Below are 15,258 nucleotides of genomic sequence, written 5' to 3'. Positions count from 1 at the left end.
TAATCTTTTGGGAGCAATTTCTCTACTAATTTAAAAATTTTAACGAAACCCAATTGTTTCGTTCTAGTTTTTCTTCAAATTTTAACAGATATTTTTCACATTCAGATTGTATCATTGGGATATCATCGGCATAAAATCCGCTTAAAAACATCATCCCTTTCTTGTTTAGGCATGATATATAAGTTCCCATATCTTGCATTAAAATATTACGGTTGATGTTAGCAATAATTATATCATATTTATTTTCACCTAAAACAGATGCATCGCCTTCTATAACCGTGATGTGTTTACAATTATTTCGTGCTACGTTTTCAAGACTATTTAAGTAACACCAATTATCATAGTCTATCGCATCAATTGGTTTTGCTCCCTTAAATTCTGAAAGAATTGCTAAAACCCCTGTACCGCACCCCATATCTAACACTGATTTTCCTTTAAAATCATTTTTTAAAATATGCTGAATCATCATGTGTGTAGTTTCGTGATGCCCAGTACCAAAACTCATTTTGGGTTCTATTATGATATCATATTTAGTATTAAAGGGCTCATGAAATGGCGCGCGTACTGCACATAAATGATCAACTACTATAGGATTGAAGTTTTTCTCCCATTCGGCATTCCAATTGGTTTGCTCAATCTCCTCAAACGTAAAAGATATTTCAAACCCATCTGAAATTAATATTTGAATATCCTCTAGAATATTTTCACGCCACTCTTCTTTTTGAATGTATGCTATAACACCATCTTCGGTTTCTGCAAAACTTTCAAAACCTGCATAACCTAACTCCGCAATTAGAATTTCGGTAGCAGGTTGTATTGGTTTTACTTTAAAGTAATAACCTATGTAGATAGTGTTAGACATGGTGTGTGACGTATTATATTAGCAAGTACGCCCGCGTTAGCGATTGCAGAGGAAACCCCACAGCGAGGGACGAACGAGGACTTGGAACGAAAAGCCTGCCTACCGGCAGGTAGGCGCGACCCCGCCCTAATTATTATTTATGCTTTAAAATGCATTAACAATAGCAAAGAAATCTTCAGCCTTTAATGAAGCGCCTCCTATTAAACCACCGTCAACATCTGGTTTAGAGAAAATTTCTTGTGCGTTTGCTGGTTTTACACTGCCGCCGTAAAGAATAGACACCTCATCTGCTACATCAACACCATATTTATCGGCTAAAGTTTTTCTAATAAATGCATGCATATCCTGCGCCTGCTCTGGGGATGCCGTCTCGCCAGTACCAATGGCCCAAACTGGCTCGTACGCCAAAACTATATTTTCGAATGCTGAAGCATCCAAATGAAACAGCGCTTTTTTAATTTGATCTCCTACAATAGTTTCTTCATTCCCTGCTTTTCTATCGGCCAATTCTTCTCCAAAACAGAAAATAATACGCATATTGTTTGCCAACGCTGCATCTACTTTTTTGGCTAGAGATGCATCGGTCTCGTTAAAATATTCGCGACGTTCACTATGTCCAAGAATCACCGTTTTTACACCTATACTTTTTAACATACCTGCACTTACTTCGCCAGTATAGGCACCGTCTTCCGCAAAATGCATATTTTGTGCTATCACCTCAATATCATCTTTCCTTAAAGACTCAAAAGCGCTCCATAAATTTGTAAAAGAAGGTGCAACCATTACCTCTGCATCAGAGGTTTTAGCTTGATTCTTTAAATCGGTTATTAAGGATTTTGTTTGCGACAAACCATTGTTCATCTTCCAGTTTCCAGCTACGATATGTTTTCTCATAATATTGTTTTAAAGTTCTAAAAGAAAGTTGTTTAGTAATTCATTATTTACTGCAAAACTACTTAATTTTTTAGAGCTTCGATCAACTTTTTATCATCAGCTTTAATTACATCAAATACAACGATTTCGCTAGCCTTGTTTATGACCATATATCGAGGAATCCAACTGATGTTTACAAAATCGGCAAATGGGCTGTCCTCTCCGTTTTGCATATAATAATGCTCGCCCACTACGCCATATTTTTCTATGCCTCGTTTCCATGGCCCTTCACCTCTATCCAAAGAAAAGAATAGATAAACAACGTTAGGATATGCGTTTTGAAGTGCCTTTACTTTAGGCATCCCTTTAATGCAATCACCACACCATGAGGCCCAAATATCGATTACTATGGTTTTACCTTTGTGCTTTTCTAAAATTGAATTGAGTGTAACTTCTTTACCCTCTATTGTGGTAAATGTATCGCTTAAAGCAGTCTCACTAAATTGCGTTGGATCTTCAGTCTTACAACCAACAAAAGTTATAAATAATGTTATTATATAAATCATTTTTTTCATGTATATCCTCTCTTTAGAGATTCATTCTTTCGCAGGAAGTCTATTGTAATTTAACCTTTGGATCTAACCAAACATAAATTAAGTCGACAATAATATTAATCATTACAAATAAAGTAGCAATGACTAAAACCGAACCCATAATTACAGGTAAATCCAGAGTATTAAGGGAATTTACGATCTCTTTTCCAAGCCCATTCCAGCCGAAAATATATTCCACAAAAACCGCTCCTGCCAGCATAGAAGCAAACCATCCTGAAATGGCCGTAACCACAGGATTTAATGCATTTTTAACTGCATGACGTTTAATGATTTGAAACTCACTAAGTCCTTTGGCTCTTGCTGTACGGATGTAATCTTGATTAAACACTTCCAATAATGAATTTCGCATAAGCTGAATAACAACTGCCAATGGACGAATACCTAAAACTATAGCTGGCAGAATAAGGTTTTTCCATTTGATATGCATCGCTTCTCCAAAATCATCCAATTCGTAAAGGCTACCTGTCATTTCTAAATTGGTGTATTCGTGCAATACATAACCGAATAACCAAGCGAATAAAATGGCACTAAAAAAAGAAGGCACGCTCATACCAAGGGTACTCAAAACCTGTATCAGCTTATCCAACCATTTATCCTTATACAGTGCAGAAACTATACCCAGTAAAATACCAATAATAATAGCAATAACGATTGCTGAAACCGCCAAAACAAAAGTATTGGGTAACGTTTCGCCTAAAACTTGAGTTACCTTTTTACCTTGTTTTGTAAAAGATTCCCTGAGGTATGGAAACTTTAAAACTGCAGTCCTATGTCCTATTGAAAATAATCTGGCTGCAGTATATTTATCTTCAGCTAAAAACGTATAATCTCCTTTGTTTTTGGAATGAAAAGATAATGGTGACAAATCATTGATGTAATAGGCGTACTGTGTTAAAATAGGTTTATCAAAACCATATTTTGCTTTTACTTTTGCTAATTGCTCACTATCTTCATTTTGCCCCATCATCATTTGCGCAGGATCTCCAGGAAGTACATTGAATAAGAAGAATATCACTGTAACTACCCCAAATAGTGTGAGTATTGCGTAGAAGATTTTATTTAGGAGGTAGTTTATCAAGAAAAGCTATTCTTTTTTTAACTTAACTTCAACGATTCCAAAATACATAGTATTATTTTGTGTATTTAACATTTTCAATTGCACTGAATCTTTTATAACATTTACACTTTCAATTAATGTGGAATCCAAAGCTTCTACTTCCTCTTTAGTTGAAGTTTCACCATCAATAAAATAAGCAATATCCTCTTTTTGCTTCTTTTTGAAAGAAATGACTTTCGGCTCTACTTCCGGCAACTCCAAATCCCCAATATCATTCCAGTGTACTTTTTGCATCACCGTTCCTTTATCTAATTCTAATATTCCAGGGTTGGAACGTACCACCGTTTTTAATGCTTTTTCATCGCACAAATACCATTCAAAATCTATATTGTAAGCCTCATTTATTCGTTTTTTAGTATCAGCTCCTGAAGCTGTCAACCCAATAATTTGATAGTTATTTTTTCTCGCTGCATCTTGTAACGCTTTCAATTTTGTAGCACCATCGGCTTCTATCTTTTCCAAACTGTAAGACACTACTACAATCAAGTTGTCTTGGTTAAGGTAGAAATCCGTTAAATCTCCACTTTCGCTTTCAATTGAAAAATCAACTACAGGCGGTGTATAACCCTCTTTAATAACTTTGGTTTCTACACCAATAAATTCACCTTCAACCGAAGGGTAAGAACCATTTGTAACATGTATCTCTTCTTTTCCATTTACATTAAACTTCCAACTATATTCTTGTACTGGTTTTGGAGCATCTTCAGGAATTGTCATGCCTTCCTTGATATTTTTCCCAATAGCATACGCTCTAAAATCTATCGTTGGTAAATGCATTAATACGTGATAACCAAACCATAAACTTAAAATAAAACCTAACAGCGCTAAAATCGTAGTTGGTAACTTTGTAAACACCGGTTTAATATACTTTACACCAAAGAATAGGATAAGGATTAAAACCAGTAAGACCGCGTCTTTCCAAAACGTTTCCCATGGTTTTAGCTTTACAAAATCCCCGAAACAGCCGCAATCTTTTACTTTTTCAAAATAAGCGGCATAAAAGGTTAAAAATGTGAAAAACACAATCATTAATAGTAAACTCCACACCGTAAACTTTGGTTTGTAGCCAATTAGTAAAAACACGCCTAGAACGACTTCAAACACTACAACAAATACTGAAATCAATAAAGCGTAAGGCTCTAGAAAAGGAATATTCAATACATCTGGACTAAAATATTCTTGGAGTTTATACGAAAACCCTATAGGATCGTTTAGTTTTATGAATCCTGAGAAGATAAACAAAACACCAACTAATATTCTTGATATGCTTACTAATTGTCTCATAGTTCTTTATTCGGTGACTGAGGCTCTCGAAGTCACTAATTTGATAAATGTCGCTTCGAGTACCTCAGCGACCATAAAAATTTATTTTTCAGACAGATGAATCATCGCAAAAACGGAGTAATTAATCATATCTTGATAATTGGCATCAATGCCTTCACTTACCAAGGTCTTCCCTTGATTATTCTCAATTTGCTTTACTCTCAAGAGTTTTTGCAAAATCAAATCTGTTAAGCTACTTACTCTCATATCACGCCATGCTTCACCGTAATCATGGTTTTTATCCTCCATTAATTTCTTAGTAATGCCAACATGCTTTTCGTACAGTGCAACGGCAGTTTGAGTATCCATATCAGGTTGTTCCACCACACCCTTTTCCAATTGAATTAATGCCATGATACAATAATTGATAATACCAATAAATTCACTCTCCTGCCCTTCATCAACTTTTTGTACCGCATTTTGTTGCAAGCCTCTAATGCGTTGTGCTTTAATAAAAATTTGATCTGTTAAAGATGGTAATCTTAAAATGCGCCATGCACTACCGTAATCACTCATTTTTTTTATAAACAAACTTTTACAAGTATCTATTACGGCATCATATTGTTTTGAAGTATCTTGCATCTGGGATTTTCTAGCGTTAAATTTGCGTAAATTTCGCATAAATAATTAGAATGTTCAAAGTTTAAGGTTTAAAGTTTTAAACCAGATACAAACACTACACGATACCTCATCATGACCATAAATTGTAAAGGCCAACTTGTTAATTTATCCACCCCAAAAGTAATGGGCGTTTTAAACGTGACACCAGATTCATTTTACGATGGTGGGAGATATAAAGATGAAACTTCTATTTTAAAACAAGTAGAACGTATGCTGAATGAAGGCGCTACTTTTATTGACGTAGGTGCTTACAGTTCCAAACCCAATGCTGAGCATGTTTCTGAGGATGAAGAATTAAATAGAATTTTACCAATTGTAAACTTAATTCTTAAAGCGTTTCCTGACACGTTGCTTTCTATTGATACGTTTAGAAACACTATTGCAAGACAGTGTATTGAGGCTGGTGCTGCCTTAATTAATGATATATCCGCTGGAAAAATTGACAATAACATGCTTGAAACGGTTGCCGCATTGCAGGTGCCATATATTATGATGCATATGAGAGGAACACCTCAAACTATGCAAAGCTTAACAGATTATAACGATTTGGTTAAGGATATTTTGTTCTATTTTTCAGAGCGAATTTCAGCAGCACGAGATTTAGGTATTATTGATGTGATCATTGACCCAGGCTTTGGTTTTGCAAAAACTTTGGAGCAGAATTTTGAGTTGTTACATAAACTAGAACTATTTAAGATGATTGAAAAACCCTTACTGGTTGGTGTTTCCAGAAAATCTATGATTTATAAAACGTTGAAAACTTCTTCCAAAAATGCCTTGAATGGTACAACAGTTTTAAACACCATCGGGTTGCAAAAAGGCGCTAAAATTTTACGGGTACACGATGTAAAGGAAGCTGTAGAAGCTATAAAATTGGTTGAGGCTCTATATTAAAACACCTCCCTGACTCCCTCCTTTTTAGGAGGGACACTCATAGTCTAAAAAACAGCACAAAAATGATAAATATCAAAAAGAAAACGCAACAGTTTCCCCTGTAATAAGCCTGTACTGAGCTTGTCGAAGTAAGGGGATTAAGGAGTGTGTTAAGCTTGTAAGATGAAAATCTACTACAATCCAAAACTAAAAGAACTCGCAAGACAACCTCGAAATAATTCCACAAAGTCGGAAATTAGGCTTTGGACTTATCTAAGAAGAAACCAAATGCACGGGTATGACTTTCAAAGACAAAAACCTATTGATAATTATATTGTTGATTTCTTTTGCAATAAATTACAATTAGCCATCGAATGTGATGGATACTCACACGAAATAATAGAAGTATTTGAAAAAGATGTAAAGAAAACCAAACGGTTAAATGAGTTAGAAATTCATGTATTGAGATTTTCAGATTATCAAATACTAAATGATATTGAAAATGTGATAAGGGCTATTGAAGATTATATTTTAGATTTGAAGAAAATAATTTTACACCTCCCTTACTCCCTCCTTCTTAGGAGGGACACTCATATTCTTAAAAAGAAAATATTAATGAAAAAACTATATTTTAAAAATCAGATGCAACAAGTCCCCTCTAAAAAGAGGGGATTAAGGGGTGTGCATAAGAATAAAGTTTTTATTTTTAAACAATGAAAAATACAGTTCTACTTTTTATCATAATACTTTTTATTTCCTGCGGAAACGAAAAAGAATTACAATTACCACAAATTGATAAAGCAGATATTACCGAATTACAAGATGTTTCGGCAGCCTATTTGTTTTATGATGAAACCCAACCTGATAGTATTTTATTGAATAGAAAAAATTTGATAAGCACCACGAATTGGTTAATAAACGTAGACAAACGCTTGACTTTAAAACAAGCCATTCCACACATTAAATTCTTGCAATCCAAAAAGAAATCCTCAAGCCATAAAAATGAAAAAGCCAAAAACTATTTTACCTGCCATGATTTGAGTATTGATAATTTGGGGTTTATTGAATTTACAAACACTGAATTCTCCACAACATGGAATGACTCAATAATTATAAGAAATTCTTTTCCCAAAATACCAAATCTTATTTTAGAATTTAATATTGAAAAAAAAATTAAGTTATTTGATTTATTTGGGCATAACCTAACATATAGAGAAACTATTAGTCGAAAAAGATTAGATGAAATTGGTCAAATACAATCAATTATCAAATCTTACAGTAGGGCTGTTCTGAAATTCAATAATCAATTGTCTTTTCAAGAATACATATCGATTAAAGCAATGATATCACATTTGGATTTAGAAAATATTGAAATATCGAAAAGTGAATTCATAATAGATTAACCACAATTTCTTAAATTTACAAAAACCGATCAGCCATTGAACATCTTTGATGACATTTTAAACCTTCGTTTTATTGATTATCTTGATGTTGTGCTTGTTGCACTCCTGCTCTATTATCTCTACAAACTTGTAAAAGGCACTGTTGCCATAAATATTTTTCTCGGTATCATCATCATTTATGGTGCATGGAAATTGACCGAGTTCCTTAACATGGAGCTGCTTTCTGGAATTTTTGGCGGTTTTATGCGCGTGGGTATTATTGCGCTTATAGTCGTGTTTCAACCAGAAATCAGGAAGTTTTTATTAATGGTAGGTTCTACTAATTTTAGTAGACGCCGTAAATTCTTAAAACAGCTTAAATTCTTAAAAACCGAGGGGACTAATGAAAGTGATGTGGATGCCATTATTTCGGCTTGCAACAAAATGAGCATGTCGAAAACTGGGGCTTTAATCGTTTTTGAACGGAATAACAACCTAGATTTTCTTTCAGAATCGGGTGATGAAATGAATATTAAAGTCACCCAACCCATTATAGAGAGTATCTTTTTTAAGAATAGTCCGCTACATGATGGTGCCATTATCATAAGTAATAATATTGTAAAAGCAACACGCGTTGTGCTTCCAGTAAATAATGAAAAACATATTCCACAGCGTTTTGGCTTAAGGCATCGTGCTGCAATAGGCGTTACTGAAAAAACCGATGCTTTAGCTTTAGCAGTAAGTGAAGAAACCGGACATATATCTTATTTTAAGGATGGGGAATTTGTAGTGTTTGAGGATACGACTGAACTTACCAAAATGATTAAGAACGATTTGGCCTAATGGAATGTAAAAACTGCGACATCCAAATTCAATCACATCAAAACTATTGCTCTGGATGTGGAGCTAAAGTGATACGTAACAGGTTAACTTTTAAAAATATTTGGTCTGAAATCAATCTTCATTTTTTTAATCTTGATAACAAGTTATTCAAAACACTAGTCTACCTTTTTACAAAACCAGAAGAAGTTATTGTAAGTTATATAGAGGGCACTCGTAAAAAGTATGTTGATGTTATTCAATATTTTGCCATTTCATTAACATTGGTAGGAATTCAAGTGTTTTTAATGAATACATTCTTTAAAGATGCTATGAACCTAGATAACTTGTATGGAGATAGTTTTAAAAATCTTGCAAATCAAGAAAATAATCCATTTGCTCCAGGAAATACAGATTTTAGTACCATAAACAACTACCAAAGTGTTATTTACGTGTTAAGCGTACCAATTTCTGCCTTTTCAACTTGGATAGCGTATTATCTTGTTGGTGACAGACGTTATAATTTCACCGAACATATTGTAATTAACCTTTACTACTCCGCACAAATTATTATTGTTAGTGCAGTATTAAGCATTCTATTTTTAGTTTGTGGAGGAGACTACTTAACGATATCGCTTCTGGTAAGTATTTTTACCTTTGCGTATCTATTTCACATACTGCATCGTGTATTTAAAACAACACTTCTTGATAGTTTCGCAAGGTTTCTGTTAATCGGTTTTGTTTATGGAATTTTATTCGTAATTATTTCAATTGCTGTATATGCAATAGGGTATTTATCTGCTAAAGCTAATTAAAGTGAATTGTAAAAATTGTAATAATACATTAAGAACAGACTATAGCTACTGTCCAGATTGCGGAGGTAAAGTAGTGAGACAAAGAATTACTAATAAAAGTTTGGTGTATGACTTCTTAGAACGCTATTTCAATCTGGATAATACGTTTATTACAACCATAAAACATATGCTTGTAAAACCTGAAAATGTTTGTGGAGGTTATATTAGTGGTTTAAGAAAAAAATATTTGAATCCTGTAAGCATGTTGGCCATCACACTAACATTATCGGGACTTACGCTTTTTTTAATGAAAAAGATTGCATGGGAAAGTATAGATTTTGGCAGTATAAGCTATGCACAAACAAGTACAGGAGGCGAGGGTACAAAAAAAATCATGGCATCGACTATGGAGTACAGCTCATTAATATATTTAGCCTACATTCCCGTATTAGCTTTTGCTGGTCTTATATTTTTTAATAAAAAGAGTTACAATTTTGCCGAACATATGATTATTGCAATTTATGGAATAACTGCTTTTAGTATTGTATCTTCGGTATACTCTGTGATTACGTTAATGATAAATCCACAGTTTTATATAGATTATGCCTTACTGTATTCTTTAATCATGATTTTGTTCTGTGCATATGTGGCATATCGTAACTCAAAAGATAGTGTTAAATCATTATTTTGGAGGGTTCCATTATATTTTGTTTTCTTTCTGATGGGTTATATGGGACTTTCTATCCTAACTATGATATTTCTTTTTTTAACAGGAGAAGTCGCTATACAAGATTTTATTCCAAAAAAGTAGCAGTTAAGCTACCTCTTGCTCCTTTAAAAACTGCACTTCGCACAAGTTTTTATAATACCCATCTTTCTCTTTAAGGAGTTCTTCTAGAATCTATCGACTTAAAAAAACGTATCCATTACACGGGTTTTAATCAAATATTCAATAATACCTATTAACAAATCAATTTTTTTTTGATGACATTTTGAAGTTGTCTTTATGTAAAGGTGTATAACCTCTAAAAATCTTTACAAATGAAAGCATTCAAAACGATCATGCTTTGTTTTATGATTAGTTGCTTAAACTATTCTTGCGGACAAACTTCTCAATCTTCACAAAATCATCAATTAAGTAAAACGATCACACTTAATGGCAAAACGTATGTGCTTAAAGAAGGGGTTGATGTTTCAAATCATCAGTCAAATAAAATTGTAAAGAGCAAAATCATTTTTCACAAAATTGACGATACTCAAAGAAACATGGTTATGTGCTATCAACCCATACCAAGTGACTGGAAATATCTGGATAAGTTAGATGAAGATGGCGCTTATATTAAAGGTAATAACAACGTGAGAGTATTAATGCCAAGAAATAATTTGTTTGTGTATTCTCAATTACCTGGCTATAACCAAATGATGGCTGAAGTTGGGCATCAAATAAAGCCCTTAAAAAGTGCTGAACAATTAGTAAAAGAAGAATTAACTCCTCTATTTTCTAAAGATGGCATTAATCTTCTTAAACAATACCACCTACCAAAACTAAAGGCTTACGATGAAAATTATGATGAGATGATGTTTACATCTGTACCACAACAAAAATCATTTGAAGTATTAGCCACAGAATGGGGTGACAATAAAGGCAATAGATTGTTACTTATAATTCGCCAATATATTAGCTACACTCAAGAAGCTTGTAATTGGGGCTATATGGTTAATATGCTTGATGCTCCAAAAACCTATTTTGAAACCGCAAAAAGCAATTATATATACAGTCTAGAAAACACTAAATATAATCCGCAATGGCGATATACATGCTATATGGAAGATGCAAAAAAAGCTGCCCAAGCAGGTAAATTACATCAACAACGTATGGCAAATTTACGCGCCGAAGGACAACGCATTATTGAAAGGGGAAAAGCACATAGCGCCATGGTAGATGCTAATCATAAACGTTTTATGGATTCGCATTTGGAAAGACAAACAGTTTCAACAGGAGGCGCCAACTATCAAGTTGATGCTGGTAGTAATGTGTATTGGATAAATTCTAATGGTGAATACATTCCTACCAACGATTTCAATTTCGACCCCAATCTAGACCCTAATCTAAATAACCAAACATGGACCAAAGGAAATATTAAAAATTAAAAAAACATAACCATGAAAAAATTTATATACACATTCGCAATACTATTTTTATTAACCAACTGTTCATCTGAAGATGATAGCAATGATCCTAATAATCGAAATCCTGGTCCGTTTTCAGTAACAATTCTAGATGTATTTATTGATGGTGCTGATATTGAATGGACTGAAGCTATAGATCTTGATGATGATCCTGTTACCTATTCAATTTATTTAAATGAAGTGCTTATCTCAACTGGAGGGACAACGCTAAACTATGCCTTTACAGGTTTAGAAGCAGAAACGGTTTATGATGGCTATATACTGGCAGATGATGGTAATGGAGGCACATCACAGGCCAATTTCTTTTTTGAAACAGAGCCTGAAACATTAGTTTTTACTGTAGATGCATCAGATTGGATTTGGGATAGCTCCCCAGAAGCAGGAGGTACGCGTGAAGTTAGAGGTGCAGGTTTTGAAATACCTTATTATGAAAACGCGGTATCTTATCAAATTGAAATTTTAAACTACTCAATAACTTGGGTAGATGGTACTGTAGATACTCAAACAGGTGTTTATTCATGGACTAACGAATCTCAAAACGATCCGATTTATGTATTGCTAAGTGATAGCAGTAAATATGTCGCTTCTCTAACTGGTATTTCTATCAATACCGTAAACCCAGATTATAATGATTTTATAGACTCCATCACTTCTAGAGAAGGTGAGGCACAAGTAATCATTACTTTTTAAATTCAACAATCAACTTATCTCAACAAACAATGCTAATTATAATCACAATGTGGATTTAAATGTAAATGGTACTTGGATCGAAGCTCAAATCAACAATTAAATTTTAATTAATCAATACATTATAAAATATTAATCATGAAAAAAAATAAAATAACCACACTTTTTGTACTATGCCTTTTTTTATTCAATTTAGGCTGTAGTACAGACGAATCCGTAAATGAGAGCCAAAATACAGCCCCCGTTATAGCAAATCAAAGTTTTGCCATAGCAGAAAATAATGCCATAGATGCTGTTATTGGCCAAATTGTGGCAACAGATGACGAAGGGGATAACCTTACCTTCTCTGGAGCAAATTCCGTGTTGAGCATTGCAACTAATGGCCAAATTACTGCCTTGACAGCATTTGACTTTGAAACAACCACCTCACATACCATAACTGTAACTGTAAGTGATGGGGAACTAAGTAGTACTGCAAACATCACCGTAAATATTACCGATGTGCAAGAGAATACACGTCCTTTTATTACTACATGGCAAACCACTACTGCCAATGAGTCTATTTTCGTACCAACAAGAGCGAATGAGTTTACCTATGACTATACCGTTGACTGGGGTGATGGCACTATAGAATCTGGAGTAACCGCAAATATCACACATACCTATGCTGCGGCAGGCACTTACCAAGTAGCTATTACAGGGACATTCCCGGCGATTTTTTTAGCCTCTCCAAGTCCGGCGAATTCAACCAAAATCATATCTATAGACCAATGGGGAGATATAGCGTGGCAATCGATGCGGGAAGCATTTGCCTACTGTCCCAATTTAGAGGGGCAGGCAACAGACGTACCTGACCTATCAAATGTTACCGATATGGTACGGATGTTTCAAAATTCTGTTGTTTTTAATCAAGACATTGGAAACTGGAATGTAAGCAATGTTACCACTATGAAGAGTATGTTTACCGACGCTGATGCCTTTAACCAAAACATTGGAAACTGGGATGTAAGCAATGTTACCGACATGGAGAATATGTTTGGTTCTGCTGATGCCTTTAACCAAGATATTGGAAACTGGGATGTAAGCAATGTTACCAATATGATACAGATGTTTTACCGTAATCCTGTCTTTAACCAAGACATTGGAAACTGGAATGTGAGCAGTGTTACAGTAATGAACAGTATGTTTGAAGATGCTACTGCCTTTAACCAAAACATTGGAAACTGGAATGTAAGCAGCGTTACCGACATGCGAGAAATGTTTCATCGCGCTGTTGCCTTTAATCAAGACATCGGAAACTGGGATGTAAGCAGTGTTACCGATATGAGACTGATGTTTGAAGAAGCTTTTGTCTTTAACCAAAATATTGGAAACTGGGATGTAAGCAATGTAAACTCCATGTTAACCATGTTTAATGGAGCCGTATCCTTTAATCAAAATATTAGTACTTGGGATGTAAGCAATGTTACCGATATGGCGTTTATGTTTCGAAATGCCACAAACTTTAATCAGAACCTTACTGGTTGGTCTGTAGCAAACGTCACTAGCTGTGTTCAATTTAATGCAGGAAGTTCTGGGCTTTCTGATAGTAACCGCCCCAATTTTACAAACTGTACGCCTTAGTTTAGATGAATAGAAATTAGTGATTCTTATTGAAAAAGGTATTACAGCAGATATACAGCTGATTGCGACCTTTTAGTAAGAATAAAGAGTCAAAAAATTTAAACATAAAAAGTGTATCTTTCTCATGCTATTAACAACTTATGCTCGAGAAAGATACACTACAAAAAGACCTCTCAGGTCAACAACAACTTATTCAATCTATCAAAGCGAATGATGAATCTTCGCTGAAACAATTATATAAAGATAATTTCTATAAAACCGAGCAATACATTTTAAATAACAGTGGCTCTATAGAAGAAGCAAAAGATATTTTTCAAGAGGCTTTTGTTACGGTTTGGGAAAACGTTCAGGATAATAAATTTGTGCCTAAGAACGAATCGGCACTAAATGGGTATTTATATACCATAGCAAAAAACAAATGGTTGAATCATTTAAATTCAGCTAAATACAGAAAAACTAATTCTTATGATGTTGATCCGCATATGTTAAATAATAAAACCGCTGAAAACGATAAAGAATTTGATAATGACAACAACATTAACACTGTAGCAAACGCTTTTAATAATTTAGGAGATGTGTGTAAAAAATTATTAACCGCATTTTATTATGATAATAAATCGCTTAGAGAAATAGCTAAACTATTTGAAATAACGGAAGCTTCGGCACGAAATAAAAAATACCGCTGTACCGAAAAATTGAGAACTCTAGTCGTAAAATCTAGTTAAAACCTATTTTAAATTGGACCACAATAACCCCATATCGCAAGAACTTTTAGAAACCATAGAACGGTATTTAAAAAATACCATGCCTATAGAAGAACGGAATACTTTTGAATTAAAAATCAAAAGTAATCCAATATTACAGCAACAAATAAAAGATGTTGAGTCCATTCTTTTTGGAGTAAGGCGTGCTGTGTTTAAAAATAAAACTAAAGCGTTTCATGAGACGTTAATACCTGAAGATGCCACGCCTAAAAAAGAAAAAAAGGTATTCGTATTAAACTATAAAACCATCTCAATTGCGGCATCTATCGCAATTCTATTTGGTAGTTTTTGGTTATTTAATAGAACAACTTCAAACGAAGCATTGTTTAACAAATACTACATTGAAGATAGAGGTTTAGAAACCAATATGAGTAAAACCAATAATTACGCTTTTAATGATGCCATGGTAGATTATAAACAGAAAAAATACACTAAAGCAATTAATAAATGGAGTGAATTACTTAAAACTAAGCCAGAAAATGATACGTTAAATTATTTTTTAGGCGTTGCACATTTGGCTAATAAAAATGAAGGGGAAGCAGTTAAATTCTTAAAAGCTACAACAAAAACTACCAACAGTGTATTTCTTAAAGACGCCTATTTCTATTTGGGCTTATCCTATTTAAAACTTGATGAAAGTGATTTAGCTATTGAATTTTTAGAGCAAAGTAATTCTGAAAAGAGTAAAGCTATAATAGCAGAGTTAAAAAAATAAC

At 33.9% G+C, this 15,258-nt stretch carries 17 protein-coding genes; 11 read left to right on the top strand and 6 right to left on the bottom strand.

Annotated features, from left to right (window positions below; translation table 11 throughout):
- Positions 1-25: 25 nt before the first annotated feature.
- From prmA to AC1B0Z_RS00305, 6 genes are all read right to left on the bottom strand, one after another.
- The gene (gene prmA / locus AC1B0Z_RS00330; RefSeq protein WP_483793476.1) at positions 26-862 is read right to left on the bottom strand and encodes a 50S ribosomal protein L11 methyltransferase; all 837 of its coding nucleotides are present in this window, start codon (positions 860-862) and stop codon (positions 26-28) included.
- A gap of 144 nt (positions 863-1,006) precedes the next feature.
- Entirely contained in the window at positions 1,007-1,756 is a 750-nt protein-coding gene (gene tpiA, locus AC1B0Z_RS00325) for a triose-phosphate isomerase (RefSeq protein ID WP_483793475.1), read from the bottom strand.
- Positions 1,757-1,818: 62 nt separating this feature from the next.
- Positions 1,819-2,301, bottom strand: a complete 483-nt coding sequence (locus tag AC1B0Z_RS00320; RefSeq protein WP_483793473.1) for a TlpA family protein disulfide reductase — start codon at positions 2,299-2,301, stop codon at positions 1,819-1,821.
- 49 nt (positions 2,302-2,350) lie between these two features.
- Entirely contained in the window at positions 2,351-3,427 is a 1,077-nt protein-coding gene (locus AC1B0Z_RS00315; RefSeq protein WP_483793471.1) for an ABC transporter permease, read from the bottom strand.
- Positions 3,428-3,433: 6 nt separating this feature from the next.
- Entirely contained in the window at positions 3,434-4,750 is a 1,317-nt protein-coding gene (locus AC1B0Z_RS00310; RefSeq protein ID WP_483793470.1) for a BT_3928 family protein, read from the bottom strand.
- Between the two features lie 81 nt (positions 4,751-4,831).
- Positions 4,832-5,371 carry a DUF1599 domain-containing protein gene (locus AC1B0Z_RS00305; RefSeq protein WP_483793469.1) on the bottom strand — a complete coding sequence of 180 codons (540 nt, stop codon included), beginning with the start codon at positions 5,369-5,371 and terminating at the stop codon, positions 4,832-4,834.
- 111 nt (positions 5,372-5,482) lie between these two features.
- Between AC1B0Z_RS00305 and folP the strand changes: the two genes are divergently transcribed.
- The 11 genes from folP to AC1B0Z_RS00250 all read left to right on the top strand — a co-directional run bounded on the left by folP (position 5,483) and on the right by AC1B0Z_RS00250 (position 15,257).
- Positions 5,483-6,304, top strand: coding sequence for a dihydropteroate synthase (folP, locus tag AC1B0Z_RS00300; protein WP_483793468.1), 822 nt, complete (start codon positions 5,483-5,485; stop codon positions 6,302-6,304).
- 162 nt (positions 6,305-6,466) lie between these two features.
- Entirely contained in the window at positions 6,467-7,000 is a 534-nt protein-coding gene (locus tag AC1B0Z_RS00295; RefSeq protein WP_483793467.1) for an endonuclease domain-containing protein, read from the top strand.
- Positions 6,997-7,686 (top strand): hypothetical protein, encoded by a 690-nt coding sequence (locus tag AC1B0Z_RS00290; RefSeq protein ID WP_483793466.1) that lies wholly within the window; start codon positions 6,997-6,999, stop codon positions 7,684-7,686. Before AC1B0Z_RS00295 ends, AC1B0Z_RS00290 begins: the two co-directional genes overlap by 4 nt.
- Before the next feature lie 36 nt (positions 7,687-7,722).
- On the top strand, positions 7,723-8,508 hold the full coding sequence (locus tag AC1B0Z_RS00285) for a diadenylate cyclase (protein ID WP_483793465.1): 786 nt from the start codon (positions 7,723-7,725) through the stop codon (positions 8,506-8,508).
- A complete protein-coding gene (locus AC1B0Z_RS00280) occupies positions 8,508-9,299 on the top strand; it encodes a DUF3667 domain-containing protein (RefSeq protein WP_483793464.1) in 792 nt (263 codons plus the stop codon). The genes AC1B0Z_RS00285 and AC1B0Z_RS00280 overlap by 1 nt, the downstream gene beginning before the upstream one ends.
- A gap of 1 nt (position 9,300) precedes the next feature.
- Positions 9,301-10,089 carry a DUF3667 domain-containing protein gene (locus AC1B0Z_RS00275; RefSeq protein ID WP_483793462.1) on the top strand — a complete coding sequence of 263 codons (789 nt, stop codon included), beginning with the start codon at positions 9,301-9,303 and terminating at the stop codon, positions 10,087-10,089.
- A 230-nt stretch (positions 10,090-10,319) separates the two neighbouring features.
- Positions 10,320-11,429, top strand: coding sequence for a hypothetical protein (locus AC1B0Z_RS00270; protein WP_483793461.1), 1,110 nt, complete (start codon positions 10,320-10,322; stop codon positions 11,427-11,429).
- Positions 11,430-11,441: 12 nt separating this feature from the next.
- Positions 11,442-12,158 (top strand): hypothetical protein, encoded by a 717-nt coding sequence (locus AC1B0Z_RS00265; protein WP_483793460.1) that lies wholly within the window; start codon positions 11,442-11,444, stop codon positions 12,156-12,158.
- Between the two features lie 135 nt (positions 12,159-12,293).
- Positions 12,294-13,778: a BspA family leucine-rich repeat surface protein gene (locus tag AC1B0Z_RS00260; protein ID WP_483793458.1), complete on the top strand. Its 1,485-nt coding sequence runs from the start codon at positions 12,294-12,296 to the stop codon at positions 13,776-13,778.
- 140 nt (positions 13,779-13,918) lie between these two features.
- Positions 13,919-14,503 carry an RNA polymerase sigma factor gene (locus AC1B0Z_RS00255; protein ID WP_483793457.1) on the top strand — a complete coding sequence of 195 codons (585 nt, stop codon included), beginning with the start codon at positions 13,919-13,921 and terminating at the stop codon, positions 14,501-14,503.
- Between the two features lie 13 nt (positions 14,504-14,516).
- Positions 14,517-15,257 carry a tetratricopeptide repeat protein gene (locus AC1B0Z_RS00250; protein ID WP_483793456.1) on the top strand — a complete coding sequence of 247 codons (741 nt, stop codon included), beginning with the start codon at positions 14,517-14,519 and terminating at the stop codon, positions 15,255-15,257.
- Position 15,258: the final 1 nt, after the last annotated feature.

Source organism: Hyunsoonleella sp. J2K-J805 (genome assembly GCF_057167125.1).
Note: the sequence above shows the minus strand (reverse complement) of the source record. Positions and strands in the feature narration are given on the sequence as shown.